Annotated in this window: 22 protein-coding genes; 10 read left to right on the forward strand and 12 right to left on the reverse strand. The window is 44.0% G+C overall.

Going from position 1 to position 22,306, the window contains the following annotated elements; genetic code table 11:
- Window positions 1–8: 8 nt before the first annotated feature.
- Together ystJ and dnaE are read right to left on the reverse strand one after the other, a co-directional pair.
- Window positions 9–1,247 (reverse strand): NADP-dependent malic enzyme, encoded by a 1,239-nt coding sequence (gene ystJ, locus J7I80_RS17015; protein WP_214739719.1) that lies wholly within the window; start codon window positions 1,245–1,247, stop codon window positions 9–11.
- Window positions 1,248–1,447: 200 nt separating this feature from the next.
- Complete coding sequence (gene dnaE / locus J7I80_RS17020) at window positions 1,448–4,798, reverse strand: DNA polymerase III subunit alpha (RefSeq protein ID WP_214739721.1); 3,351 nt, start codon at window positions 4,796–4,798, stop codon at window positions 1,448–1,450.
- Between the two features lie 169 nt (window positions 4,799–4,967).
- On the opposite strand from dnaE, the gene ytrH reads away from it, so the two are divergent.
- From ytrH to J7I80_RS17035, 3 genes are all read left to right on the forward strand, one after another.
- Window positions 4,968–5,297 carry a sporulation membrane protein YtrH gene (gene ytrH, locus J7I80_RS17025; RefSeq protein ID WP_031308334.1) on the forward strand — a complete coding sequence of 110 codons (330 nt, stop codon included), beginning with the start codon at window positions 4,968–4,970 and terminating at the stop codon, window positions 5,295–5,297.
- Between the two features lies 1 nt (window position 5,298).
- Window positions 5,299–5,802, forward strand: a complete 504-nt coding sequence (ytrI, locus tag J7I80_RS17030) for a sporulation membrane protein YtrI (protein ID WP_214739723.1) — start codon at window positions 5,299–5,301, stop codon at window positions 5,800–5,802.
- An 830-nt stretch (window positions 5,803–6,632) separates the two neighbouring features.
- Window positions 6,633–6,956: a hypothetical protein gene (locus J7I80_RS17035; RefSeq protein WP_214739725.1), complete on the forward strand. Its 324-nt coding sequence runs from the start codon at window positions 6,633–6,635 to the stop codon at window positions 6,954–6,956.
- 54 nt (window positions 6,957–7,010) lie between these two features.
- Here the strand turns inward: J7I80_RS17035 and J7I80_RS17040 are convergent, their stop codons facing one another.
- A complete protein-coding gene (locus J7I80_RS17040; protein WP_214739727.1) occupies window positions 7,011–7,946 on the reverse strand; it encodes a DHH family phosphoesterase in 936 nt (311 codons plus the stop codon).
- Between the two features lie 174 nt (window positions 7,947–8,120).
- Between J7I80_RS17040 and J7I80_RS17045 the strand changes: the two genes are divergently transcribed.
- Window positions 8,121–8,417, forward strand: a complete 297-nt coding sequence (locus J7I80_RS17045) for a YtpI family protein (protein ID WP_214739729.1) — start codon at window positions 8,121–8,123, stop codon at window positions 8,415–8,417.
- 256 nt (window positions 8,418–8,673) lie between these two features.
- Here the strand turns inward: J7I80_RS17045 and J7I80_RS17050 are convergent, their stop codons facing one another.
- From J7I80_RS17050 to J7I80_RS17060, 3 genes are all read right to left on the reverse strand, one after another.
- On the reverse strand, window positions 8,674–9,993 hold the full coding sequence (locus tag J7I80_RS17050) for a CBS domain-containing protein (RefSeq protein ID WP_214739731.1): 1,320 nt from the start codon (window positions 9,991–9,993) through the stop codon (window positions 8,674–8,676).
- 381 nt (window positions 9,994–10,374) lie between these two features.
- Window positions 10,375–10,623, reverse strand: a complete 249-nt coding sequence (locus J7I80_RS17055) for a hypothetical protein (protein ID WP_214739733.1) — start codon at window positions 10,621–10,623, stop codon at window positions 10,375–10,377.
- A 105-nt stretch (window positions 10,624–10,728) separates the two neighbouring features.
- Window positions 10,729–11,409, reverse strand: a complete 681-nt coding sequence (locus tag J7I80_RS17060) for a metal-dependent hydrolase (protein ID WP_214739735.1) — start codon at window positions 11,407–11,409, stop codon at window positions 10,729–10,731.
- Window positions 11,410–11,640: 231 nt separating this feature from the next.
- Between J7I80_RS17060 and J7I80_RS17065 the strand changes: the two genes are divergently transcribed.
- A complete protein-coding gene (locus J7I80_RS17065; protein ID WP_214739737.1) occupies window positions 11,641–12,738 on the forward strand; it encodes a M24 family metallopeptidase in 1,098 nt (365 codons plus the stop codon).
- A 299-nt stretch (window positions 12,739–13,037) separates the two neighbouring features.
- Here the strand turns inward: J7I80_RS17065 and queF are convergent, their stop codons facing one another.
- A complete protein-coding gene (queF, locus tag J7I80_RS17070) occupies window positions 13,038–13,535 on the reverse strand; it encodes a preQ(1) synthase (protein ID WP_167832694.1) in 498 nt (165 codons plus the stop codon).
- Between the two features lie 407 nt (window positions 13,536–13,942).
- Here queF and deoC point away from each other — a divergent pair, with 407 nt between their 5' ends.
- The 3 genes from deoC to J7I80_RS17085 all read left to right on the forward strand — a co-directional run bounded on the left by deoC (window position 13,943) and on the right by J7I80_RS17085 (window position 15,796).
- Window positions 13,943–14,617, forward strand: coding sequence for a deoxyribose-phosphate aldolase (gene deoC, locus J7I80_RS17075; protein WP_214739739.1), 675 nt, complete (start codon window positions 13,943–13,945; stop codon window positions 14,615–14,617).
- Between the two features lie 36 nt (window positions 14,618–14,653).
- Window positions 14,654–15,076, forward strand: a complete 423-nt coding sequence (locus tag J7I80_RS17080) for a cytidine deaminase (RefSeq protein WP_214739741.1) — start codon at window positions 14,654–14,656, stop codon at window positions 15,074–15,076.
- A 105-nt stretch (window positions 15,077–15,181) separates the two neighbouring features.
- Window positions 15,182–15,796, forward strand: a complete 615-nt coding sequence (locus tag J7I80_RS17085) for an AmiS/UreI family transporter (protein WP_214739744.1) — start codon at window positions 15,182–15,184, stop codon at window positions 15,794–15,796.
- Window positions 15,797–15,851: 55 nt separating this feature from the next.
- Here J7I80_RS17085 and J7I80_RS17090 read toward each other — a convergent pair whose 3' ends face one another.
- The 3 genes from J7I80_RS17090 to J7I80_RS17100 form a co-directional block, all read right to left on the reverse strand.
- A complete protein-coding gene (locus J7I80_RS17090) occupies window positions 15,852–16,781 on the reverse strand; it encodes a manganese-dependent inorganic pyrophosphatase (RefSeq protein ID WP_214739746.1) in 930 nt (309 codons plus the stop codon).
- 190 nt (window positions 16,782–16,971) lie between these two features.
- Complete coding sequence (gene ald / locus J7I80_RS17095) at window positions 16,972–18,093, reverse strand: alanine dehydrogenase (protein WP_214739748.1); 1,122 nt, start codon at window positions 18,091–18,093, stop codon at window positions 16,972–16,974.
- Between the two features lie 333 nt (window positions 18,094–18,426).
- A complete protein-coding gene (locus J7I80_RS17100) occupies window positions 18,427–18,582 on the reverse strand; it encodes a hypothetical protein (protein WP_214739750.1) in 156 nt (51 codons plus the stop codon).
- Window positions 18,583–18,687: 105 nt separating this feature from the next.
- Here J7I80_RS17100 and J7I80_RS17105 point away from each other — a divergent pair, with 105 nt between their 5' ends.
- Entirely contained in the window at window positions 18,688–19,137 is a 450-nt protein-coding gene (locus J7I80_RS17105) for a universal stress protein (protein WP_213369080.1), read from the forward strand.
- A gap of 60 nt (window positions 19,138–19,197) precedes the next feature.
- Here the strand turns inward: J7I80_RS17105 and argH are convergent, their stop codons facing one another.
- Window positions 19,198–20,568 (reverse strand): argininosuccinate lyase, encoded by a 1,371-nt coding sequence (gene argH / locus J7I80_RS17110; RefSeq protein ID WP_214739753.1) that lies wholly within the window; start codon window positions 20,566–20,568, stop codon window positions 19,198–19,200.
- On the reverse strand, window positions 20,565–21,770 hold the full coding sequence (locus tag J7I80_RS17115; protein WP_214739755.1) for an argininosuccinate synthase: 1,206 nt from the start codon (window positions 21,768–21,770) through the stop codon (window positions 20,565–20,567). Before J7I80_RS17115 ends, argH begins: the two co-directional genes overlap by 4 nt.
- Window positions 21,771–21,979: 209 nt before the next feature.
- Here J7I80_RS17115 and J7I80_RS17120 point away from each other — a divergent pair, with 209 nt between their 5' ends.
- Window positions 21,980–22,297: a hypothetical protein gene (locus J7I80_RS17120; protein ID WP_214739757.1), complete on the forward strand. Its 318-nt coding sequence runs from the start codon at window positions 21,980–21,982 to the stop codon at window positions 22,295–22,297.
- Window positions 22,298–22,306: the final 9 nt, after the last annotated feature.

The raw sequence follows: 22,306 nt of genomic DNA on the forward strand, positions 1-22,306 counted from the left end.
CTAAGAGATCACTCACCTTTTCCAATTAATGCAAGACGCATGGTGCGCTCTTTGACTTCTTCCGGATCCACTTTAATTCGTGCGACGCCGGTTTCCATCGCCGCATTCGCAACAGCCGCCGCAACAGCAGGTGCCACACGCGGGTCAAACGGGCCTGGAATGACGTAATCACTTGAAAGCTCGGATTCCTCAATCAGGCTGGCGATCGCATTAACTGCTGCTACCTTCATCTTTTCATTAATATGGGTAGCCCTGGCATCCAATGCTCCGCGGAAGATTCCCGGGAATGCAAGAACATTATTCACCTGGTTAGGGAAGTCGGATCGGCCTGTACCTATGACTGCTGCTCCAGCTGCCTTGGCTTCATCAGGCATGATTTCCGGCACTGGATTTGCCATAGCAAAAATAACAGGATCATTATTCATTGTCTGGACCATTTCAGAAGTCAGTGCCCCAGCGACAGAAACTCCGATAAATACATCTGCTCCTTTGATGGCATCCGCGAGTGATCCTTCAACATTGTCACGGTTCGTGAACTTAGCCACTTCGTCCTTGATCGCATTCATGCCGTTAGGGCGGCCTTCATAAATCGCACCCTTTGTATCGCACATGATGATGTCCCGGACTCCGTAAGAATAGAGAAGCTTAATGATCGCAATTCCAGCAGCTCCTGCTCCGTTCGCGACCACTTTAATTTCATTCATTTTTTTGCCGACAATTTTCAAGGCATTTACGAGACCAGCCACGGTGACAATCGCAGTTCCGTGCTGATCATCATGGAATACCGGAATATTCGTTTCTTTTTTCAAGCGTTCTTCTATAGCGAAACAGTTTGGAGCAGCGATGTCTTCCAGGTTGACTCCGCCAAAAGTCGGCTCAAGCAGCTTTACAGTCTCAACAATCTTATCAACATCTGTTGTATTCAAACAAATAGGAAAGGCATCGACTCCGGCAAAGCTCTTAAAAAGAACAGCTTTTCCTTCCATTACTGGAAGTGCGGCTTCAGGACCGATATTCCCCAGGCCCAATACGGCTGTGCCATCAGAAACAACGGCTACCATATTGCCCTTCATTGTATAATCAAAAACAGTTTCCGGCTTATCATATATTTCCTTGCAAGGCTCCGCCACCCCTGGCGAATAAGCAAGGCTTAAGTCCCTTGCATTCTTTACAGGCACTTTTGATTTTGACTCTAATTTCCCTTTGTTTACACGGTGCATGTGCAAAGCTTCTTCACGTAAAGTCAACTCAGGTCCACTCCTTAGTTATAGGCTTTCTTCGTCAAAATTTGGCTTTTGCCGTACTCCATTCAGCTATGAACCAGAGAAGAGCAATATTTTCGCCAAAACGACAATAATAAAATACCTGGTTATAAAAAAAAGTCTTCAGTGGTCTGACCACACATATCCTTTTTCCAATATAACACATCTATTATACTTGTAAAGAACTAATTTTTCAGTACAACATTATTGTCACCCAATACCTTCTTTAGATCTTCCATACTTCCTCGTTCTGTGTTCACGCTGAACTCACCAGGCAGCAGCAGCGATTTTTCGGTTTCTTCGTTATACACTATTACCTGCACAGCACCTGGATGTTTTTTCAATAAAGCTTTGAGTTCTTTCATCTTTTTGGCACTGTCCGACCCTTTAGCAATCCGCAAATATAAAACTGGCTCTTTTTTTGCTTCCCTATCAAGCTCAAGGACCTGGTTGACGATAAATTGGCTCTTCCCTTCCCGTTCATCGAACTTGCCTTCCAGCAGCGCCATTTTCCCCTGGCCTAAAACATTTCCATATTGCTTATAGACAGCCGGGAATACAACAGCATCTGTTTCCCCGCTAGCATCACTAATGGTAAGGAAAGCCATTGCTTCGCCTTTTTTCGTCCGGATTTTCTTATCCTCAGTGATATAGACGCCAAGCCTGACTTTGCTACCAGGAGGTTTTGAGGCTATCTTTTTGACGCCGGCTGCGTTGAATTCCTTTTCATAAATGGAAGCAGGATGCTTTGATAAATAAACTCCAAGCACATCTTTTTCCAGACTAAGCTTGTCCTCAACTCGCATCGGGTCGACCTCGGTATACTTTGGCTTCAGGGAGAACTCCGCTTCTGCGAACATATCAATCTGGCCGGAGTCATCAGGAGCTACTAGCTGTGCATGTTCAATCGCAACATCAACCGTTGCTAAAAGGACGGCGCGGTCCTGGCCAAATTCATCGAATGCGCCTGAATAAATCAGTGCTTCGAGCACTTTTCTTGTAGCAGCCTTTTGGGGCAAACGAATGCAAAAATCGAATATGTCCTTAAAAGGCTGGTTTCGTCTAGCCTGGAATATTTCCTTCAGTGAGGCGATTCCTACTCCTTTTATTCCGGCGAGGCTGTAGCGAACTGCATCCCCTTCTGGCTGGAAGCTGAAGGCACTCTTGTTGATCGAAGGAGGAAGAAGTTTGATCCCCATTTGCTGCAGCTCTCTTGCATATTGTGCGATTTTAACATCATTGCCGATTGCCGACGTCAGCAGCGCCGCCATAAAATAAAGCGGATAATGAGCTTTGAGGTACGCCAGCTGGTAGGCAATCATGCTATATGCAACCGCATGGCTTCGGTTAAAGCCATAGTTAGCAAATCGGACGATCAAATCATAGATAAGATTCGCTGTTTGCGAGTCATATCCTTTCTTTAAAGAACCATTCACAAAATGTTCACGTTCCTGGGCAAGAACTTCCTTCTTCTTCTTTGAAACTGCTCTCCTCAGCAAATCCGCTTCTCCCAGAGAAAATCCAGCCAGCTTTGAAGCAATCTGCATAATTTGCTCCTGATAAACGATGACCCCGTATGTTTCCCGGAGAATGGGTTCGAGGTCCTTATGGTAATAGTCTATAGGCTGCCTTCCATGTTTGCGGTCGATGAACAATGGGATATTTTCCATCGGACCTGGACGATAAAGGGCATTGACCGCGACAATATCTTCAAACCTCGTTGGTTCCAGCCTTGTCAGTACCTTTCTCATCCCTTCAGATTCCAGCTGGAAGATACCTGTCGTTTCACCCCTTCCAAGCATCTCGAAGGTTAGCTTATCTTCAGCCGGGATATCGTGAATGTCCAGCTCGCGCCTTGTTTTTTGCTTGATGGACTGAAGGATCGAATCTATTAAGGTCAGGTTCCTCAGGCCCAGGAAGTCCATCTTCAACAAGCCTAATTCTTCAAGGTGATCCATTGAATATTGAGTAAGGAACACTTTCGACTGCCCGGATTGGATCGGCACGACATTTGTAAGCGGCTGTTCGCTGATCACAACACCCGCAGCATGTGTGGACGTATGCCTAGGCAAACCTTCGAGTTTCATTGCCGTTTCAAGGATTCTTTTATTCTTGGACGATTCTTCGATAAAACTCCTTAACCCGGCAGACTCCTCGACTGCATCTTTCAGGGTAATGCCAAGCCTTGATGGCACAAGCCGAGACAGACGATCGAGCTCCTTCGCGTTCAAGCCGAATACGCGGCCAACATCCCTTACCGCTGCTTTTGCAGCAAGTGTTCCAAAAGTTGCAATCTGTGCTACATGAAGCTCCCCGTATTTTGACGCGACATATTCAATAACCTCGTCCCTGCGGTTATCAGGGAAGTCGATATCGATATCTGGCATTGAAATACGTTCTGGATTCAGGAACCTTTCAAAGAGAAGATTATGTTCAATTGGGTCGGCATCCGTTATGTACAATACATATGAAACGATTGAACCAGCCGCGGATCCACGTCCCGGTCCGATGAGGATTCCTCTTTCCCGCGAGTATTTTATGAAATCCCAGACGATCAGGAAGTAATCGCTGAAATTCATTTTCTTAATGACTGACAACTCATATGTCAGCCTGTCTTTGTGTTGTTGGGACGGATTTCCATATCGCTCTTCAAGTCCCTTAAAACATAATTCTTCGAGCATCCCATCAGCATTTTCCCCCGGTTCTGCCGGGTACTTTGGCAGATGCCTTGTTTCAAAATCAAGCATGACATTGCAGTAATCTGCTATTTTCAGGGTATTTTCCAATGCTTCTGGATACTCCGAAAACAGCTCGCCCATTTCTTTTGCCGGCTTTAGGTAAAATTCACTGCTGCCCAGCTTTTCACGGGTATCATCCTGGAGCTTCTCGCCATTTCTGATCGCCAGCAGGCATTCCTGGGCAAAAGAATCCTCTTTTTCCAGATAATGCACCTGGTTGGAAGCAGCCAGTGGGGTGTTGGTCTCCTTACCTATCCTTGCCAGCTGTTCAACCAGCTCCCCTTGTCCCGGGAGGCCCTGGTTTTGTAAGGCTAGGTAAAAATGATCCTTGCCGAATATCTGCTTATATAAATCCAGCGTCTTTAGCGCTTTCTCTTTTTCACCATTTGCTAAATAATACTCGATTTCTCCCTGGGTCCCCGGAGTGAGTGCAATTAGTCCAGAAGCGTAATGCTTCAGCCATTTCACCGGTATTCCCTCAGGAGATTTTGTCTGTACAGCACTTGAAATCTTGATCAGGTTCTGGAACCCTTCGTTGTTTTTCGCAAGCAGCACAAGCGGAAAAGACTCATGTTCCAAAGTCTGGCTGACAACGTCAACCGTCAGGCCCAGCAAAGGTTTGATCGAGTTCTTCAGGCATTCTTTGTAAAATGCGACTGTTCCATACATTACATTGCGATCCGTCAGTGCGAGTGCGGAAAATCCTTTTGCCCTGGCATCGCGGACTAGCTGCTCTACTGTCGCCGTACTCGTGAGCAGGCTGTATGCACTATAGACATGAAGGTGAATAAATGGCATTTCTCTCACACCCTTAAAGGTTAGGTTCATCTTCTTTCATTATAGGCTTTTCAGGCAAAAAAAGAAAATATGTTCTCATTTGTTCAAGGAAGTTTAAACATATTGATTGCAGATTGTCCATATGATGAATTACGAGGAAAAAATCTACCATTAACTGAGGGTGTTTTATTTGAATCAGCCATTTGCTTCCCATCTGTTCGAAGCTTATTTTATCGCGCTCGGTGTTTTGCTTGGCGGCTCGCTGATTGGCGGATTGGCCGCTTTTTTGACAGGACAGCCTTTAATGACGGAAATTGCGCGCTTCTCAAGTTCCATCCGGATATGGGCCATCATCGCTGCGATCGGCGGTACCTTTGATACTGTCTACAGCTTTGAACGCGGGCTTTTAAACGGTGAAACGAAAGATATTTTCAAGCAATTCCTTTTGATCCTCACAGCCATGGGCGGTGCACAGACAGGAGCACTGCTAATCAACTGGCTGACGCAGGAGCATGTTTGAAATGAGGATTCCGCCATATTACCGCAGGCCTGAGTGGCAGAGATTTTTTTCTGGTATGGCCATAGGCGCTCTCCTGAGCTGGGTATTATTTTTATACATTAATGGTGTTTGGATGGAAAAACAGGCAAAAAAAATTGAGCAGCAGAAGGATGAAATAGCCGACCTGAAAAGCGATATCCAGATCTGGATGGAAGATTACGAAGAGCTAAACAAAAAGAATCAAGAGAATTTGACTGTCCAGGAGATCAAAGTGAAAATCGTCAATGATAAAAAATATAAGCAGCTTGATACCCTAAGCATCTACGAGATCGAGGAGGAAACCAAAGGGCAGTTGAACATGCTGCTTGCCAAGGATCTAGATTCGGTTTTTAAAAGCAGGGATTTGATCACCAAGGTCATTGAGAACAAATCCATCAAGGTGAATGACAAACGTTATAAGCTGAAAATCAAATCGATGGTCATCTATACTTCGGTGAGCATCCAGGTGGAGATTAGTTTGGATTGATCGGGGAGCCAGTTTTCGTGCCTGGTTTGGGTCAAAACAAGGGAAAATCTTACGATTACAGTTGCTTTTGACAGCTTAGGAGCGTTTTGCATGATAGCTGTCACAATCCCGGATTTTTCTTGACAGCTTTAGGCTTTGAACCCTGAAACCTGTCACAATAACTGCGTTTTCTTGACAGCTTTGGGCTTTGAATCCTGAAACCTGTCACAATAATCACGTTTTCTTGACAGCTTTGAGCCTTGAACCCTGAAACCTGTCACAATAATCACGTTTTCTTGACAGCTTTGGGCCTTGAACCCTGAAACCTGTCACAATAATCACGTTTTCTTGACAGCTTTGAGCTTTGAACCCTAAAACCTGTCACAATAACTGCGTTTTCTTGACAGCTTCGGGCTTTGAATCCTGAAACCTGTCACAATAACTGCGTTTTCTTGACAGCTTTGGGCCTTGAACCCTGAAACCTGTCACAATAATCACGTTTTCTTGACAGCTTTGAGCTTTGAACCCTGAAACCTGTCACAATAATTACGTTTTCTTGACAGCTTTGAGCTTTGAACCCTGAAACCTGTCACAATAATCACGTTTTCCTGACAGCTTTTAAGCTTGCCACGCATACCCTGACACGATTCCAGCTTAATTATGACAGCTTTAGAGCCTTTCGCATAAAACCTGTCACGATTCCGGCTTACCTTTAAGGAGTTCTAAGCAGTAGCTGTCAAATTCCCGCCAGAAAATAAAGGGAATTATCTCCAGTTCCCTTCAGTTTGTGTGACTCCTGATAAAAACGGGAAATATAAGCATATGCGAAGGAATGGACAGGAGGGATTCATATGAGTTTTAACAATGGAGCTGGAAACAGCGGCAGTGGTGTTGCCGGAGGTGTTTTCCCGGCGTACGCCATGAACAACGCTAATGGTGAAAACCAGGTAAAATTGAATGAGGACCAGTATGATATATATGTGAATGATGATTTTGTCGGTCAAAAAAGCCTTAAAAATCAAGGTGAACATCTTTCAGACATCGATGACTTCTTAAAGCAGCAGGGAATCACTGATTTTACAGCTTCCCTTGACGGTGACCACTACAAGATCCATACCGATGGATTGAATTCGGAAATAAGGGATGCTTTAAAGGTTTATTTTAATAACAGATGATGTTCATAAGTAAGGTGCGCTTCAGTATTGAAACGCACCTTTTTTTGTTGTTCTCTATTCCTCACATGCTTTGATTAAGTCTGCAAGAACCCGTTCAACATCGTCCCATGAATAAATGGATGCACCTGCAGCCAGCGGATGGCCCCCGCCATTGTAATTTCTGGCGATTGAATTAATAACAGGCCCTTTGGAACGCAGGCGAACCCTGATTTGATCTTCTTCCTCAATGAAGAATACCCATGCCTTGATGCCTCTAACATTGCCCAGCTCACTTACAAGCAATGATGCTTCAGATGGCTTGACTGAATATTGATCAAGCAGCTCACGTTTCATCACTACCTTGGCCGCACCATTTTCCAGCAGTTCAAAGTTCTGGAGAATGTAACCATTCAACTTCACCACATTTGGCGCCAGCTCATACATTTTGTCATAAAGCTCTGTACGCGAGAAGTTATAGTGGATCAGTTCTCCTGCGTAAGCAAAAGTTTTGTTTGTAGTGCTCGGATAAAGGAACCGGCCAGTGTCGCCAACGATTCCGGCATACAGCAGTTTGGCTGCCTCATCTGACATCTTCAGGCCCTGGTCCTTGAAGGTAAGGTAAAACTCATAAATCATTTCACTCGTAGAGCTTGCTGAAGTATCCACCCATTGAAGATCACCGTACGGATCTTCATTCGGATGATGGTCAATCTTGACAAGCTGCTCACCTAAACGGTAACGCTCATCACAAATCCGCTCGGCATTCGCTGTATCACAGACAATGACAAGCGCGCCTTTAAAAGTATCGTCCGAGATAGAGTCAAGCCTTCTCAAGTAATTAAGCGATGGCTCCTCTGTGCCGACAGTGTAAATATTCTTTTCAGGATAGGAAGTCTTCAGGATTTCAGCCAGCCCTCCCTGCGAACCGTACGCATCAGGGTCCGGCCTTACATGACGATGGATAATGATCGTTTCATAATTTTCAATAGCCTCAAGTATTTGCTCTTTCATAAAAATGCTCCTCCATCTTTTTCATATCTTAATTATGAACATATTTTTTGGAAAAGAAAAGCAGAAACCTCATCTGGCAAGTTACCGGCATTCTATCCCAGTCTTAACCTTTGCTTGGCAATCTCCATGGATAAGCTGTAAAATAGAGTAGATTATGAATTTGGAGGAATTGCAATGCCTATTCTCGTTTTATTGATCGTTCTTTCATTTGTCTTCTATATCTTTTACAAGATTAAATATGTCCGCAGCAAAAGGCCTGCGGAGCGCAGCTGGCTTTCTGCCAAATCGAGCATTGCCCTGGGTTTGTTCGTCGCCTTATTCGGAATCAATCAATTGTTCCTTTTCCAGACTGCTGTCACATACATCGTGGGTGCTATTTTCATTGTCATTGGTTCATTGAGCGTCTGGGGCGGAATGAAAGCATACAAGTTCTACCTTCCACACGCTGCCAAGGAAGCCCAGGAAAATTAGAGCACAACAAAAAGCGCAAGCGCCTTGTTCAGCCCCGACAAGCGCTGGAGGGCCGACCGGTGAAGTCCTTCTTTGACTTCATTGGGCGGAACGAAGCGACTCGAGGGGCTAGGCGCTGGAGCTGGATTAAGAAAACTGCATGAAGTTATCCACAACTAAATAATTTTATAATTTCCTAAGAAACAACAAAGCCGATCCGGTTATGGATCGGCTTTTTACATCTATTAATGCCGATCGATCAGCATTTTCACATACATTAATGTCTGTCGATCAGCTGGCACATCATCATTGCCTTACCGACGAGAACGCCGTCATTGAAGGCTTCAATATCGACCTTACCGAACTTTCTTCCCACCTCTAGAACCTTCGGGTAAATCTCTATGACACTGTCAATCTGTACCGGCTTGATAAAATAGATCGTCATATTCTCGACAACCAGGTCACCTTTTTTATACCCCCGCAGCACACGGTTCGCGGCTTCTGTGACGATTGTTGTAAACACACCATATGAAATCGTCCCAAGGTGGTTCGTCATCTGCGGAGTTACCTGGCAGCGGAAAATGTCTTCATCCTTTGTTTTACCTTTTGCCAAAACCAGCTGGTTCGTAACCGTATCATCAAGCGTCTCCCCTACCTGCGGCTGTCGCTGGATCATCTGCAGAGCCTTCAACACATCCTGTCTGCTAACAATGCCCTGAATCCTGTTGGCATCGTCCACAACTGGCAGAACTTCAATGCCCTCCCACACCATCATGTGAGCAGATGAGGCTACACTCGTCGAACCGCTTACGGTCATCGGTTGTTTTGTCATGATTTTCTCAATCAATGTATCCTGTTCATGCCCCATAACGTCCTTCGATGTGATCATCCCGATTACTTTCATATTCTGGTCCACAACCGGAAAACGGCTGTGCAGGGATTCATCCTTGTGTCGATACCAATCTGACACACGGTCATTGGCCTTAAGGAAAATCGTATCAGTAACCGGTGTAAGAATATCCTCAACAAGGATAATTTCCTTTTTGATCAACTGATCGTAAATCGCACGGTTAATCATCGTCGCTACTGTAAAAGTATCATAGCTGCTGGAGATGATTGGCAGCTGCAATTCATCGGCCAATTTCTTCACATGGTCTTCAGTATCAAAACCACCGGTCACTAAAACAGCTGCTCCTGCCCGCAATGCCTGCTCATGCGCTTTGTCGCGGTTCCCGACGATCAGCAAGTTGCCCGCTCCAGTGTAGCGCATCATCGCTTCAAGCTTCATCGCCCCGATGACGAATTTGTTCAATGTTTTATGAAGCCCGGCACGTCCGCCCAGTACTTGTCCATCTACGATATTGACGACCTCCGCAAAGGTAAGCTTCTCTATGTTTTCTTTCTTTTTCCGTTCAATCCGGATGGTGCCGACACGCTCAATCGTGCTGACATACCCTTTATTTTCAGCATCCTTAATGGCTCTATATGCAGTTCCTTCGCTTACGTTCAGCGCCTTGGCGATTTGGCGTACCGATATCTTTTCTCCTATTGGCAATTCATCTATATATTGAAGTATTTGTTCATGCTTAGTTGCCAAGACTTTCACCCTTTTTAATAATTTTCCGTACAAAGTAGTTCTATCCATTATTATTATAAGGTTTATAAGGGTTGGATTCAATTTAATTAGGAATCGAGGAATTTGCTTCTTAAAATGCGCTTATAAATCAGGCTGTTGATTTTCGTTCCAGGCGCTTCGCTTTCCGCGGGGAAGAATAATGAAAAATCCCAAAGGCCGGATTTTTCAAAAACCAATTCTTCCTTGCAGTCGGGGAGCCTCCTCGGCGCTTTATGCGCCTGCGGGGTCTCCCCATGACTTGCTGATCCCGCAGGAGTCTACGCGCCTTCCACTACAATCAACAGGATGTAAAAACAACATTTAGCATACACATCCTATAAAAATAAAAACTGGCTGATCCACTCAGCCAGTGTAAACGCGCGATTTTCTTTTTAAGCTGTTTTCCATCTTCTTGCTGCCTGCACTAGAACGTTTTTTCGGCGTGTATAAAAAGGCTGCCAGATTTCCCGCGAAGACCAGCAGAGCCAGGAACAGCCATGAACCGGCAAATAAAGCCTCTTTTCCTCCCATCTGGAAGTTGAGCTCCGGCATTCCTATGTAAAGCATCATGCCGCACAAAAGCAAGTAGAGCAAGTAACGGTTCTTCTTCATTTTCCCCCTCCTACAGGTTGTCTTGGTTTATATCTATGCTTCCAGAGCCAAAATTAGCATGTCAAAAAGAAAAAGCTGCACAACTTTTTGTGCAGCTCGTAACTTCTATAAATCAATTGACTCTCCTGCTTCGAGAACAGTGCCTTTATTTTTCTTAAGCATTTTTACAAAAGCATGCGGATCCTGCTTGATTGGCGGGAATGTGTTGAAGTGAATCGGCACCACTTGCTTCGCGTTCAGGAATTCCGCTGCCAATGCCGCATCTTCCGGCCCCATTGTAAAATTGTCGCCGATCGGCAGGAATGCCAGGTCAATTGGATGTCTCTCTCCAATCAGCTTCATGTCTGAAAACAGCCCCGTATCACCTGCATGGAACACTGTCTTTCCTTCTGCCATGAACAGAATTCCAGCAGGCATGCCGCCATAAAGGATTTCATTGTTTTCTGTGACCATGCCTGTTCCATGGAAGGCCGGTGTCATTTTGACCTTACCAAAATCAAATTCATAAGCTCCGCCAATTGACATGCCGTGGGTGTTCAAGCCCTTCCAGCTTAAATATGTAGCCACTTCGAAATTGGCGATTACTAGCGCATCATGCTTTTTCGCCAGCTCGACCGTATCGCCAAGATGGTCGCGATGGGCATGGGTGAGGATGATGACGTCCGGCTTCACATTTTCCACCTTCAGATCGGTCAGGTCGTTGCCTGTAATGAATGGATCAATCAAGATTGTTTTCCCATTTGATTCGATTTTAACAACCGAATGTCCGTGATAAGATACTTTCATATTATCGCTCCTTTCATTCTAGGCTTTTTGGCAAAGGCTGTTGCATCAAACCAGCGGCAACCTGCAGCCTTAGCACAAAAAGCCCTTTCACTAAAATTATTTCAACACGCACTGTCTATCTCCTTCTACCAATTTCTTTTTACCCAACAACCTCTTTCGTTAAAAGTTTTACTTTTCACCTGTGAATTGCTACTCTCATAGTGTGATGTACATATCAGAGGAGGAATTTCTATGACGGAAAGATTGGCTGCGTTATCAGGATGGATGAAGGACAATGGTGTCGATGTCACTTTTGTTACATCTCCTGACAATGTATTTTACCTAAGCGGATTTTTAAGCGACCCTCACGAAAGACTGCTGGCTGTAGCGGTATTCCAGGATGCCGAGCCTTTCATGATTTGCCCGGCAATGGATAAGGAAAATGCGAAAAACGCCGGATGGGAGCTTGAAATCATCGGCTACAGTGATACGGATGATTCAATGGAGCTTGCTCATAATGCGATTAAAAAGCGCGTTCCTTCTATTAAGAAAACTGCGATTGAGAAGGAACAATTGAATGTGGAGCGTTATGAAAAAATGGCTGGCCTGTTTGGCGGCTCCGAATTCGTTTCTGCAGAAGAAAAACTGCGCCTGATGCGAATGATCAAATCAGAAGAAGAATTGCAGAAATTGAGAGTTGCATGTGAGCTGGCCGACTTTGCCATCCAGACAGGGGTAAATGAAATCCAGGAAGGCAAAACCGAGCTAGATGTCCTTGCAGCGATTGAATATGAATTGAAGAAAAAAGGCGTAACAGAAATGTCGTTTTCAACGATGGTCCTTACTGGTAAAAATGCCGCAGCTCCGCACGGGACGCCTGGCCTGACAAAGATCAAGAAAGGTGACCTCGTCTTGTTTGACCTTGGTGTTGTGATGGATGGCTATTGTTCTGATATCACAAGGACCGTTGCTTACGGTGAGATCAACAAACAGCAGGAAGAAATTTATAACACCGTTTTAAAAGCACAGCTGAAAGCCCTGGATACTGCAGGAGCTGGTGTTGCATGCTCGGAGGTTGACCTTGCTGCACGCCGTGTGATTGAAGAAGCTGGATACGGCGACTACTTCCCTCACCGCCTTGGGCACGGACTCGGAGTAAGCGTCCACGAATATCCATCATTGACCAGCACGAATCCTTTAAAAATGGAAAAAGGAATGGTGTTCACCGCTGAGCCTGGGATTTATGTACCTGGCGTTGCAGGCGTAAGAATTGAAGATGATGTCGTCATCACCGAGGATGGAATCGAAATTTTAACGAAATTCCCTAAAGAATTGGTCGTTGTATCGTAAAATAAACCAAAAACCGCCTGAGGTCACAAATCCAGGCGGTTTGTTTTGGTGATTTTAGCGGAAATATTCTTTTTTATAGCGCCTTTCTGCGAAAATATCTTTTTCTATAGGCGACTTTCATTTTTATATGTACGAAATTTTTTTATTATAGCGAGTTTCACTTTTATATAGCGAGTTTTTATCTTTTATAGCGACTTTCACCTTTTTATAGCGAGTTTCGACTTTTTATAGCGAGTTGGAAAATATCCGCGTTTTTTTCCAGTAAAAAAAGAGCAGCACAAGCAGCTGCTCTTCCCTATTTAGCGATTATCCACTTTTTCCGGATACATATCGTGGTTCATCATCCGGTAGTTTGCCATTTCTTCATACTTCGTTCCAGGCTTGCCGTAGTTAGTATACGGATCGATCGAGATGCCGCCTCTTGGCGTGAATTTGCCCCAAACCTCAATATACCTTGGATCCATCAGCTTGATCAGGTCATTCATGATGATGTTCATGCAATCTTCGTGAAAATCACCATGGTTCCTGAAGCTGAATAAATATAATTTCAGCGCTTTGCTTTCGACCATTAATTTATCAGGAATGTAGCTGATGTAAATCGAAGCAAAATCAGGCTGGCCTGTGATCGGGCAAAGGCTCGTGAATTCCGGGGTATTGAATTTTACAAAGTAATCCCGATATGGGTGCTTATTTTCAAACGTTTCAAGGATTTCAGGTGAGTACTCAAACAAGTATTTTGTTCCCTGATTGCCTAGCAGTGTCAAATCTTTCATTTCTTCATCTTTTCTTCCAGCCATTTTAAAGCCTCCTATTTGATCTGCAAACGCTTTTGAGGCCCAGGAACTCTGCTTATCAAATAAAAAACCATATCCTCTGGGATATGGTTGAAATTTTTCAAAGCCATAGTTTTTTATAGAGGGTGTCCGCTATGAACCTCTCCCGCGAATGCAGGATGATTTATTTATTTTTATATAGCAACTATAATGAAATCCCCTTTCAAAGTCAAAAGAAAATTTTGAGAGGAAATATGACAAATTCATGTATTTCCATTTTTTATTTTTACATATGTTCACGAGGTTATTTACATATGTTCACCTACCTGATATATTATTCATGTAAGTGACACATAATAAATTTGGGCTATATATTTTTCATTTAGATGAAAGCGTTTCAACTATTTTTTTACAGAAAGGGTTTGAACTTAATGACAAACGATTTAGCAAGAATGATTGACCACACATTACTTAAAGCAAATGCAACCGAAGCGGAGATTGTAAAGCTGGCTGAGGAAGCAAAAGAATATAAATTTGCTTCTGTTTGCGTTAACCCGACATGGGTACAGAAGGCTGCTGAAATTCTTAAGGATGCTGAAGAAGTAAAAGTTTGCACAGTAATCGGCTTCCCTCTGGGTGCTACAACTTCAGAAACAAAAGCATTCGAAACAAAGAATGCAATCGAAAACGGCGCGACTGAAGTCGATATGGTCATCAATATCGGTGCTTTGAAAGACAAGCAATACGATTTGGTTGAAAAGGATATCAAAGCAGTAGTTGACGCTGCAAAAGGGAAAGCACTGACAAAGGTCATCATCGAAACTTGCCTTCTTAACGACGAGGAAAAAGAAATCGCATGCAAGCTTTCTGTCAAAGCAGGCGCAGATTTCGTCAAGACTTCAACTGGTTTCTCAACAGGCGGAGCGACTGTAGAAGATATCGCTCTAATGAGAAAAACTGTTGGCCCTGATGTTGGGGTTAAAGCTTCCGGCGGAGTCAGAAGTCTTGAAGATGCACAGAACATGATCGAAGCTGGCGCAACAAGAATCGGCGCAAGCTCTGGCGTGGCAATCGTTAATGGCCTGACTTCAGACTCTTCATACTAAGATTAACAAAAACCAAAAGGGAATGGGGAATGGACGATGGATAGAAACACGCTTGTTGAAAAAGCAATTGAAGCAAGAAGCACAGCATACGTTCCATATTCTAAATTTCAGGTTGGCGCAGCAATCATAACAAGTAACGATAATGTATTCCTGGGCTGCAATATCGAAAACGCATCTTATGGATTGACAAACTGTGCCGAAAGAACAGCCATCTTCAAGGCAGTCTCTGAAGGTGACACAGAGATCAAGGCGATTGCAGTAGTCGCTGACACCGAAGGTCCTGTTTCTCCTTGCGGTGCCTGCCGCCAGGTAATTGCAGAGTTCGCAACTGACGAAACGAAAATTTACCTTGCCAATCTGAATGGCGATGTAAAGGAAACGACAATCAGCGAAATCCTTCCCGGATATTTTACATCCAAGGATATGGATAAGGTTGATATGTCCAAGAAAATGGTATAAATTGATTATTTTAAGTTAACAAGGGGCAACTCCTAAAGAGTTGCTCTTTCTTATTTGAACGTTTAAGGAGGAAAGAGCTGCCCCAATTATTGGGCGGCATACATCATGGGAGACGCAGGTTTATTACTATCAGGCGCAGCACTCTTCCTGAACAGCTTGATGCTTTTAGGAAAGGCTAACGCTAAAAGTGTAGCAGTATTCAATTTATTCATCGGGGCATTACAAGTAATTGTGCCCTTTTACTTGATTGCCGTATCAGACCAGAATAATTGGACGGTCTACAGTCTGGCAAGCATCTTTCTATTTGGTTTTACTTATTTATATGTCGGATTGACCTTGTGGAACAACCTTGATGGCACCGGCCTTGGCTGGTATTCCCTCTGGGTTGCCGTCCTCGCCATCATTTATGCTGCGATTGCCTATATTCATTTTAATGACATTGTCAACGCGCTTACATGGTTGATGTGGGCCTACCTCTGGTTCCTGTTCTTCTTATCAATGGGATTGAACAAGAAAATAGATGCATATATAGGAAAAGTAGCGATGGTCCAGTCTTGGCTGACATTGACATTCCCGGCACTGCTGTCGATGACTGGCTTATGGAAAACAGACCAGGTTGCCACTGCCTGGGTTTACTTCTCAATTGCTGCTTTTGTTTATTTTGCTTATATTACATTAAAGCTAAAGAAAGCATCTGCCAGAACAGAAAAATTCGCATAACCAAAAAAAACCGTCCTGCCAGTTTAATCGGCCAGGACGGTTTTTCTATCATAATTTACTTCGCAATTACGTTTGTCAATACTGGAACGACCTGCTTCTTGCGGGAAACAACGCCCTTTAGTGTCGCAGTATTATCTTCAAGAGTTACATTGAATGCTTCCTCAACAGCTGCTGCCTTTTTACCAATTGCAAGCGCTGCAGAATCATTCGTCAATATATCAGTGATGACCAACAAGAACAGATCCAGGTTCTTTTCAGTTATCTTATTGATCAAAGCTTCTTCAAGCTCTACCTTGCGCAAAAGAACATCATTGACATCCACTGTGTTTACCTGTGCGATTTCAACCTTAGATTCTCCCATCTGGAATTCCTTGGCGTCAAGGGAAATAAGCCCTTCGATTGTTTTGCTGCTAAGATCCGCACCAGCCTTCAGCATTTCAAGACCGTATTCCTCAGCATCCACTCCTGCGATTTCAGCCAATTCACGTGCAGCTGCAACGTCCTGGTCTGTGCAAGTCGGGGACTTGAACAATAATGAATCAGAGATGATCGCTGATAACATTAGTCCAGCGATATTCTTTTCGATTTCCACATTGTTTTCTTTGTACATCTTATTTAGGATTGTAGCTGTGCAGCCTACTGGCTCAACACGGAAATATAGTGGATCACTCGTTTCGAAATTCGCCACACGGTGGTGGTCGATAACCTCAACGATTTGAACATCTGTAATATCATCAGCGCTCTGCTGGCGTTCATTGTGGTCAACAAGGATTACCTTGTCCACTTCTTCCGAAACTCTTCCTGCAAGGCGTGGTGCTTCAGCTTTGAAGTAATCAAGAGCATACTGAGTTTCACCATTAACCTGGCCCAAACGTACCGCTTCCGCATCGACACCAAGCTGTTGCTTCAAGTTAGCATAGGCAATGGCAGAGCAGATTGTATCCGTATCAGGATTTTTATGTCCAAAAACAAGTACTTTTTCCATCATGACACTCCTCAATAACAAATTAACACGGTCATTCTAGCAACTAGAACCCGTATATCCCATAAATAATATACGCTAAAATTGAAAGATTTTAAACAGCTTTGTGCTAAATAGCATTGGTTTTCACTGCTGCTATAACGGAAAGAGAGTAAATAAAAGATCCGGAATATTTCATCCGGATCAAGAAAAATCAAATTTGCTCTAATAATGTTTTTGTTTCAGAGTATACAAGGTTATGCGCTTCTGCTACTGCCTGGTAAGTCACATAGCCATTGAGCGTGTTGATTCCCTTAAGCAATGCTTCGTTGTCCAGGCAAGCCTGCTTGTAGCCTTTGTTCGCAATCTGGACAGCGTATGGCACTGTCACGTTCGTCAAGGCGATTGTGGATGTTCTAGGAACTGCACCCGGCATGTTGGCAACTGCGTAGTGAACAACGCCGTGCTTTTCATAAGTAGGGTTATCATGTGTTGTGATTCTGTCTGTTGTCTCGAAGATTCCACCCTGGTCGATTGCGATATCGACAACGACTGATCCTGGGTTCATCGACTGGATCATTTCCTCTGTCACAAGCTTAGGAGCCTTCGCACCTGGAATCAATACAGCACCGATTACTAGGTCAGATGCTTTGACTGCTTCAGCAATATTCAAAGGGTTGGACATTAGCGTTGTAATGTCAGAACCGAAGATATCATCCAGCTGACGAAGACGGTCTGGGTTCAAGTCGATCATTGTGACCTGAGCACCAAGGCCGACAGCCATTTTAGCAGCGTTTGTTCCAGCTACACCGCCGCCGATGATTGTTACTTTCCCTCTTTGTACACCTGGAACTCCTCCAAGCAGGATTCCTTTTCCACCGTGAACTTTTTCAAGGAACTGTGCACCGATTTGTGTAGACATACGGCCAGCAACCTCACTCATAGGAGTAAGCAATGGAAGCGAACCGTTAGCCAGCTGTACCGTTTCATAGGCAATACCGACAACCTTATTCTCGATCAATGCCTTAGTCAGTTCTGGTTCTGGAGCAAGATGCAAATATGTAAATAAAATTAAGCCTTCACGGAAATGCCCGTATTCTTCTGCAAGAGGTTCTTTAACCTTCATGACCATATCCTGTGCCCATGCTTCTTCTGCACTTCCAACGATCAGAGCACCGGCAGCTTTATAATCTTCATCTGTAAAACTTGAGCCAATTCCAGCTCCAGTCTCAATGAAAACTTCGTGCCCGAAATTTACTAGGTTAACTACTCCTGCAGGCGTCATAGCCACACGATTTTCATTATTTTTTATCTCTTTAGGTACACCGATACGCATTATTGCATACCTCCTATATAATAATTGCCTACCATTTCAGCCTTGCCACCACTATATCATTTTTTCAATGAGTAAAGAAATATTGAGGCAAGATGAAAACACTTTCATTTTAGTAGAAAAAAATGCTTTTGGCAAAACAATTCGTACAAATTTCCCTAAAATATACTATTCTGTATATTTTTAATTTTTGAGGAAGTGGTAATGGAAAATGAAAAGGCTTGCCGAGCGTTGGTTCTCAGCAAGCCACCCTATCCTTTCAGCCAGACTATTTTCAATTTTCAATAGAGAGGTTAGCAAGCGTTATGAAAGCCTGTAACTATGGAAATAAAGCTTTTATCTATGTTCCTCGTTGTTTTCTGCTGCTGCTTTCATCTGTTCCTGCGGGACTACTCCGCTGTTGTATGAATCCATGATTTGCTGACTTACCTGCATGACACCCTGATCATCGTAATCGTAAAATGACTGGCCGCGCTGTTCCTTTTTATCCATGTGAAATCCTCCTTAAATATGATGCTTGCATCTATAGTTTTCGTTGGATTGTCACAGCTATACCAAAGAAACTGTTGTATAATATAGGTAAAGGAGGCGAGAACTATGGCACTTTATTATAAGAACATTTTAGTTGCCGTTGATGGTTCTAAACAAGCAGCATGGGCTTTTAAAAAAGCCATTGAAATCGCAAAAAGAAACGACGCGAGTCTGGTCATGACCCACATAATCGATTTACGCACCTTTGCTACTGTAGAGGCATATGACCGCACCATCTCAGAGCGTGCGACACAGTTTGCTACAGAGTTGATGGAAAGCTACAAACAGCAGGCACTCGAAGCTGGTATCAAAGATGTAGAGTATGACATCGATTATGGATCACCAAAGGTCAAGATTGCGAAAGATGTTGCAAAAAAATACAACGCCGACCTGATTATTTGCGGAGCAACAGGCATGAACGCAGTGGAACGCTTCTTCATCGGAAGTGTTTCAGAGCACATCACCCGCTATGCATCATGTGATGTCCTGGTTGTCCGGACTGACAAAGAGAATTAACCTGACTGACATACAAAAAGCACGAAGTATCTTCATTACGATACTTCGTGCTTTTTTCCATTATAATGACTTTTTTGCTTTCTCAATCTGAAGTTTCACTTGTGAAAAACCTGTGCCTCCAGCACTGTTTCGTCTTTTCACTGCATTATAAGGATTCAATGCCTCGAAAATATCTTCTTCGAACAATGGGTTCATGGATTTGTAGGCTTCCAGTGGCAGGTCTGCAAGATAGCAGCCTTTTTGGATACATTCAAGGACCAGCTTGCCGACGATTTCATGTGCTTCACGGAAAGGTACGCCTTTCGCCGCCAGATAATCAGCCAGCTCTGTCGCATTTGAAAAATCTTTTTTGACTGATTCTCCCATTTCCCCCGATTTCACCTTCATCGTACTGACCATGCCAGCGAAAATTTTAAGGGAGCCCTTCACTGTTTTAACCGTATCAAACATGCCCTCTTTATCTTCCTGCATATCTTTGTTGTACGCCAGCGGCAAGCCCTTCAATACCGTTAGGAGTCCCATCAGGCTTCCATAGACACGGCCTGTTTTACCGCGGATCAGTTCAGCCATATCCGGATTCTTCTTCTGCGGCATGATGCTGCTCCCTGTGGTAAAGGCATCTGAAAGCTCAATGAACTGAAATTCCTCGCTCGACCAGAGGATAAGTTCTTCGCACAATCGTGACAGATGCATCATTAAAATCGAGCTATCTGAGAGGAACTCGAGAATAAAATCACGATCGCTAACAGCATCCAGGCTATTTTCATAAATGCCCTCAAACCCCAGAATTTCTGCTGTCATATGGCGGTCTATCGGAAAAGTAGTTCCGGCAAGCGCCCCCGCCCCAAGCGGAGACAGATTGATTCTTTTCATGCTATCCGCAAATCGCTGTTTATCGCGATCAAGCATCCAAAAGTACGCCATCAGATGATGGGCAAAAGAGATCGGCTGTGCCCTTTGCAAGTGAGTATACCCGGGCATCAATGTCTCAATATTTTGTTCTGCCTGTTGTACCAGGGTTCTTTGGAACTCAGAGATCAGCTCGACGATTTCAGATACCTGCTCCTTCAGATATAAATGCATATCCGTTGCCACCTGGTCGTTTCTGCTTCTTGCCGTATGGAGCTTGCCGCCGGTTGGACCAATCAATTCTGTCAGGTGTTGCTCAATATTCAAATGGATATCCTCAAGTTTGGCTGAGTATTTCAGCTCACCATTACTTGCTTGCTTCTCCAGTTTCCTTAATCCTTGAATAATGTTGTCTGCTTCAGCTTCTGATATGATTCCGCACTTCGCAAGCATAGTTGCATGGGCGATACTGCCTTCGATATCCTGCTTCGCCAGTTCCTGGTCAAAGCCGATCGATGCCCCGAATTCATCGACCCATTCCTCAGCGGAGCCGGTGAATCTGCCTCCCCATAATTTCTTCACACTGTCACCTTCTTGCCCTGGACCATACTGTGAACAACTGTTGGCAGTCCCCACAGGTTAATGAATCCAACGGCAGCATTATGGTCGAACTCATCGTCTGCAGTGTAAGTGGCCAGCTTTTCATTGTATAGAGAATATGGAGATTTTCTGCCTTCAATGATTGCATGCCCCTTGAAAAGCTTGACACGGACAGTACCCGTCACATGCTTCTGTGTTGATTTCAAGAACGCTGCCAGGGCATCCTGAAGCGGTGAAAACCAGAGCCCTTCGTAAATCAATTCTGTCATCTTCTTCTCAATAACCGGCTTGAAATGGGCTACCTCTTTTACAAGTGTGATATCCTCCAGTTCCTTATGCGCCTTAATCAAGGTGATCGCAGCAGGAGCTTCGTACACTTCACGTGACTTAATGCCGACTAGACGGTTTTCCACATGGTCAATCCTTCCGACACCATGCTTTCCTGCAATACTGTTAAGCTCAAGAATCAATTCTGAAAGAGGATAAGTTTTGCCATCAATAGCTGTTGGAACACCCTCAACAAATTCAATCTCGATGATATCCGGTGTATCCGGCGTGTCTTCAAGTTCCGCTGTCAATTCATAAGCCTCTACTGGTGGGGCCTGCCAAGGATCCTCTAAGATTCCGCATTCATTGCTTCTTCCCCAAAGGTTCTGGTCAATTGAGAACGGGCTATCTAGATTGATTGGAATCGGGATGCCATTGTTGGCTGCATAAGCAATTTCCTCCTCACGTGACCATTTCCACTCACGGACAGGAGCAATGACCTTAAGATCTGGATTCAATGCTTTGATTGAAACCTCAAATCGCACCTGGTCATTTCCTTTACCAGTGCAGCCATGCGCAACAGCTGTTGCACCCTCCATTTCAGCTACTTCTACTAGTTTCTTAGAAATTAAGGGACGAGATAATGCTGATACGAGCGGATATTTGCCTTCGTATAATGCATGGGCCTGCAGGGCGAAAAGTGCATATTCATTGGCGAATTCTTCTTTGACATCCAAAACGTATGATTGGATCGCGCCGACCTTCAAAGCTTTTTCTTTTATGAACTGAAGATCCTTTCCCTCACCAACATCAAGACAGCAAGCTATTACAGCGTAACCCTGGTCCTTCAGCCATTTGATCGCAACAGATGTATCAAGCCCGCCGGAATAAGCAAGCACCACTTTATTTTCAGTCATTTTTCATACTCCTTTTTGTCGAATATTTATACATAAATATAAATTTTTATTCATGTTTATAAACTTAACAGGTTTTTGGGCACATTTCAAGATAAAATATGTTTTTTTTTAATCCAGTACATCTGCTCATAAATCAGACTGGTCTGGAAGCAGGATTAAAAGTATAGTAGAATGTAAGCAAGATTACCGGAATGGGGGCACCATCAGAAATGGAACAATTTTTTCTTTTTAACAGCCGACTGGGCATTCCCCTGCCAGACCTACAAGGTAACTGGGAAGATTACAACCTTGATACACGGCACGCAATTCTCCTCCATTGGGAAAAAATTCGCGGCAGCATACCTGACCGGATCGCAGAGCTCGAAAAAACAATCAACCTGAAGCAAGCTCAGCTTTCCGATGAAAGCGACTTCATCCGCTCCTGTGAATTGAACAGCGAAATTTCCGAGCTTGCGTCCATCATCAATGACCTCTGGCTCTGGTATCGCACCCAGCAGGACATTTCAGCTGAGAAAATACATCGATAATACTTTCAT

It is taken from the genome of Bacillus sp. ISL-41 (assembly GCF_018613235.1).
In the GTDB taxonomy this organism is placed as follows: Bacteria; Bacillota; Bacilli; order Bacillales; family Cytobacillaceae; genus Mesobacillus.

What these genes read in the sequence shown, in the direction of transcription:
- dnaE (WP_214739721.1), bottom strand. Translation starts at nt 4,798, where the DNA reads ATGCCATTTATTCACCTTCATGTCTATAGTGCATACAGCCTGCTCACG.
- ytrI (WP_214739723.1), top strand. Translation starts at nt 5,299, where the DNA reads ATGAGGATTCCGCCATATTACCGCAGGCCTGAGTGGCAGAGATTTTTT.
- J7I80_RS17035 (WP_214739725.1), top strand. Translation starts at nt 6,633, where the DNA reads ATGAGTTTTAACAATGGAGCTGGAAACAGCGGCAGTGGTGTTGCCGGA.
- J7I80_RS17040 (WP_214739727.1), bottom strand. Translation starts at nt 7,946, where the DNA reads ATGAAAGAGCAAATACTTGAGGCTATTGAAAATTATGAAACGATCATT.
- J7I80_RS17045 (WP_214739729.1), top strand. Translation starts at nt 8,121, where the DNA reads ATGCCTATTCTCGTTTTATTGATCGTTCTTTCATTTGTCTTCTATATC.
- J7I80_RS17055 (WP_214739733.1), bottom strand. Translation starts at nt 10,623, where the DNA reads ATGAAGAAGAACCGTTACTTGCTCTACTTGCTTTTGTGCGGCATGATG.
- J7I80_RS17060 (WP_214739735.1), bottom strand. Translation starts at nt 11,409, where the DNA reads ATGAAAGTATCTTATCACGGACATTCGGTTGTTAAAATCGAATCAAAT.
- J7I80_RS17065 (WP_214739737.1), top strand. Translation starts at nt 11,641, where the DNA reads ATGACGGAAAGATTGGCTGCGTTATCAGGATGGATGAAGGACAATGGT.
- queF (WP_167832694.1), bottom strand. Translation starts at nt 13,535, where the DNA reads ATGGCTGGAAGAAAAGATGAAGAAATGAAAGATTTGACACTGCTAGGC.
- deoC (WP_214739739.1), top strand. Translation starts at nt 13,943, where the DNA reads ATGACAAACGATTTAGCAAGAATGATTGACCACACATTACTTAAAGCA.
- J7I80_RS17080 (WP_214739741.1), top strand. Translation starts at nt 14,654, where the DNA reads ATGGATAGAAACACGCTTGTTGAAAAAGCAATTGAAGCAAGAAGCACA.
- J7I80_RS17085 (WP_214739744.1), top strand. Translation starts at nt 15,182, where the DNA reads ATGGGAGACGCAGGTTTATTACTATCAGGCGCAGCACTCTTCCTGAAC.
- J7I80_RS17090 (WP_214739746.1), bottom strand. Translation starts at nt 16,781, where the DNA reads ATGGAAAAAGTACTTGTTTTTGGACATAAAAATCCTGATACGGATACA.
- ald (WP_214739748.1), bottom strand. Translation starts at nt 18,093, where the DNA reads ATGCGTATCGGTGTACCTAAAGAGATAAAAAATAATGAAAATCGTGTG.
- J7I80_RS17100 (WP_214739750.1), bottom strand. Translation starts at nt 18,582, where the DNA reads ATGGATAAAAAGGAACAGCGCGGCCAGTCATTTTACGATTACGATGAT.
- J7I80_RS17105 (WP_213369080.1), top strand. Translation starts at nt 18,688, where the DNA reads ATGGCACTTTATTATAAGAACATTTTAGTTGCCGTTGATGGTTCTAAA.
- J7I80_RS17115 (WP_214739755.1), bottom strand. Translation starts at nt 21,770, where the DNA reads ATGACTGAAAATAAAGTGGTGCTTGCTTATTCCGGCGGGCTTGATACA.
- J7I80_RS17120 (WP_214739757.1), top strand. Translation starts at nt 21,980, where the DNA reads ATGGAACAATTTTTTCTTTTTAACAGCCGACTGGGCATTCCCCTGCCA.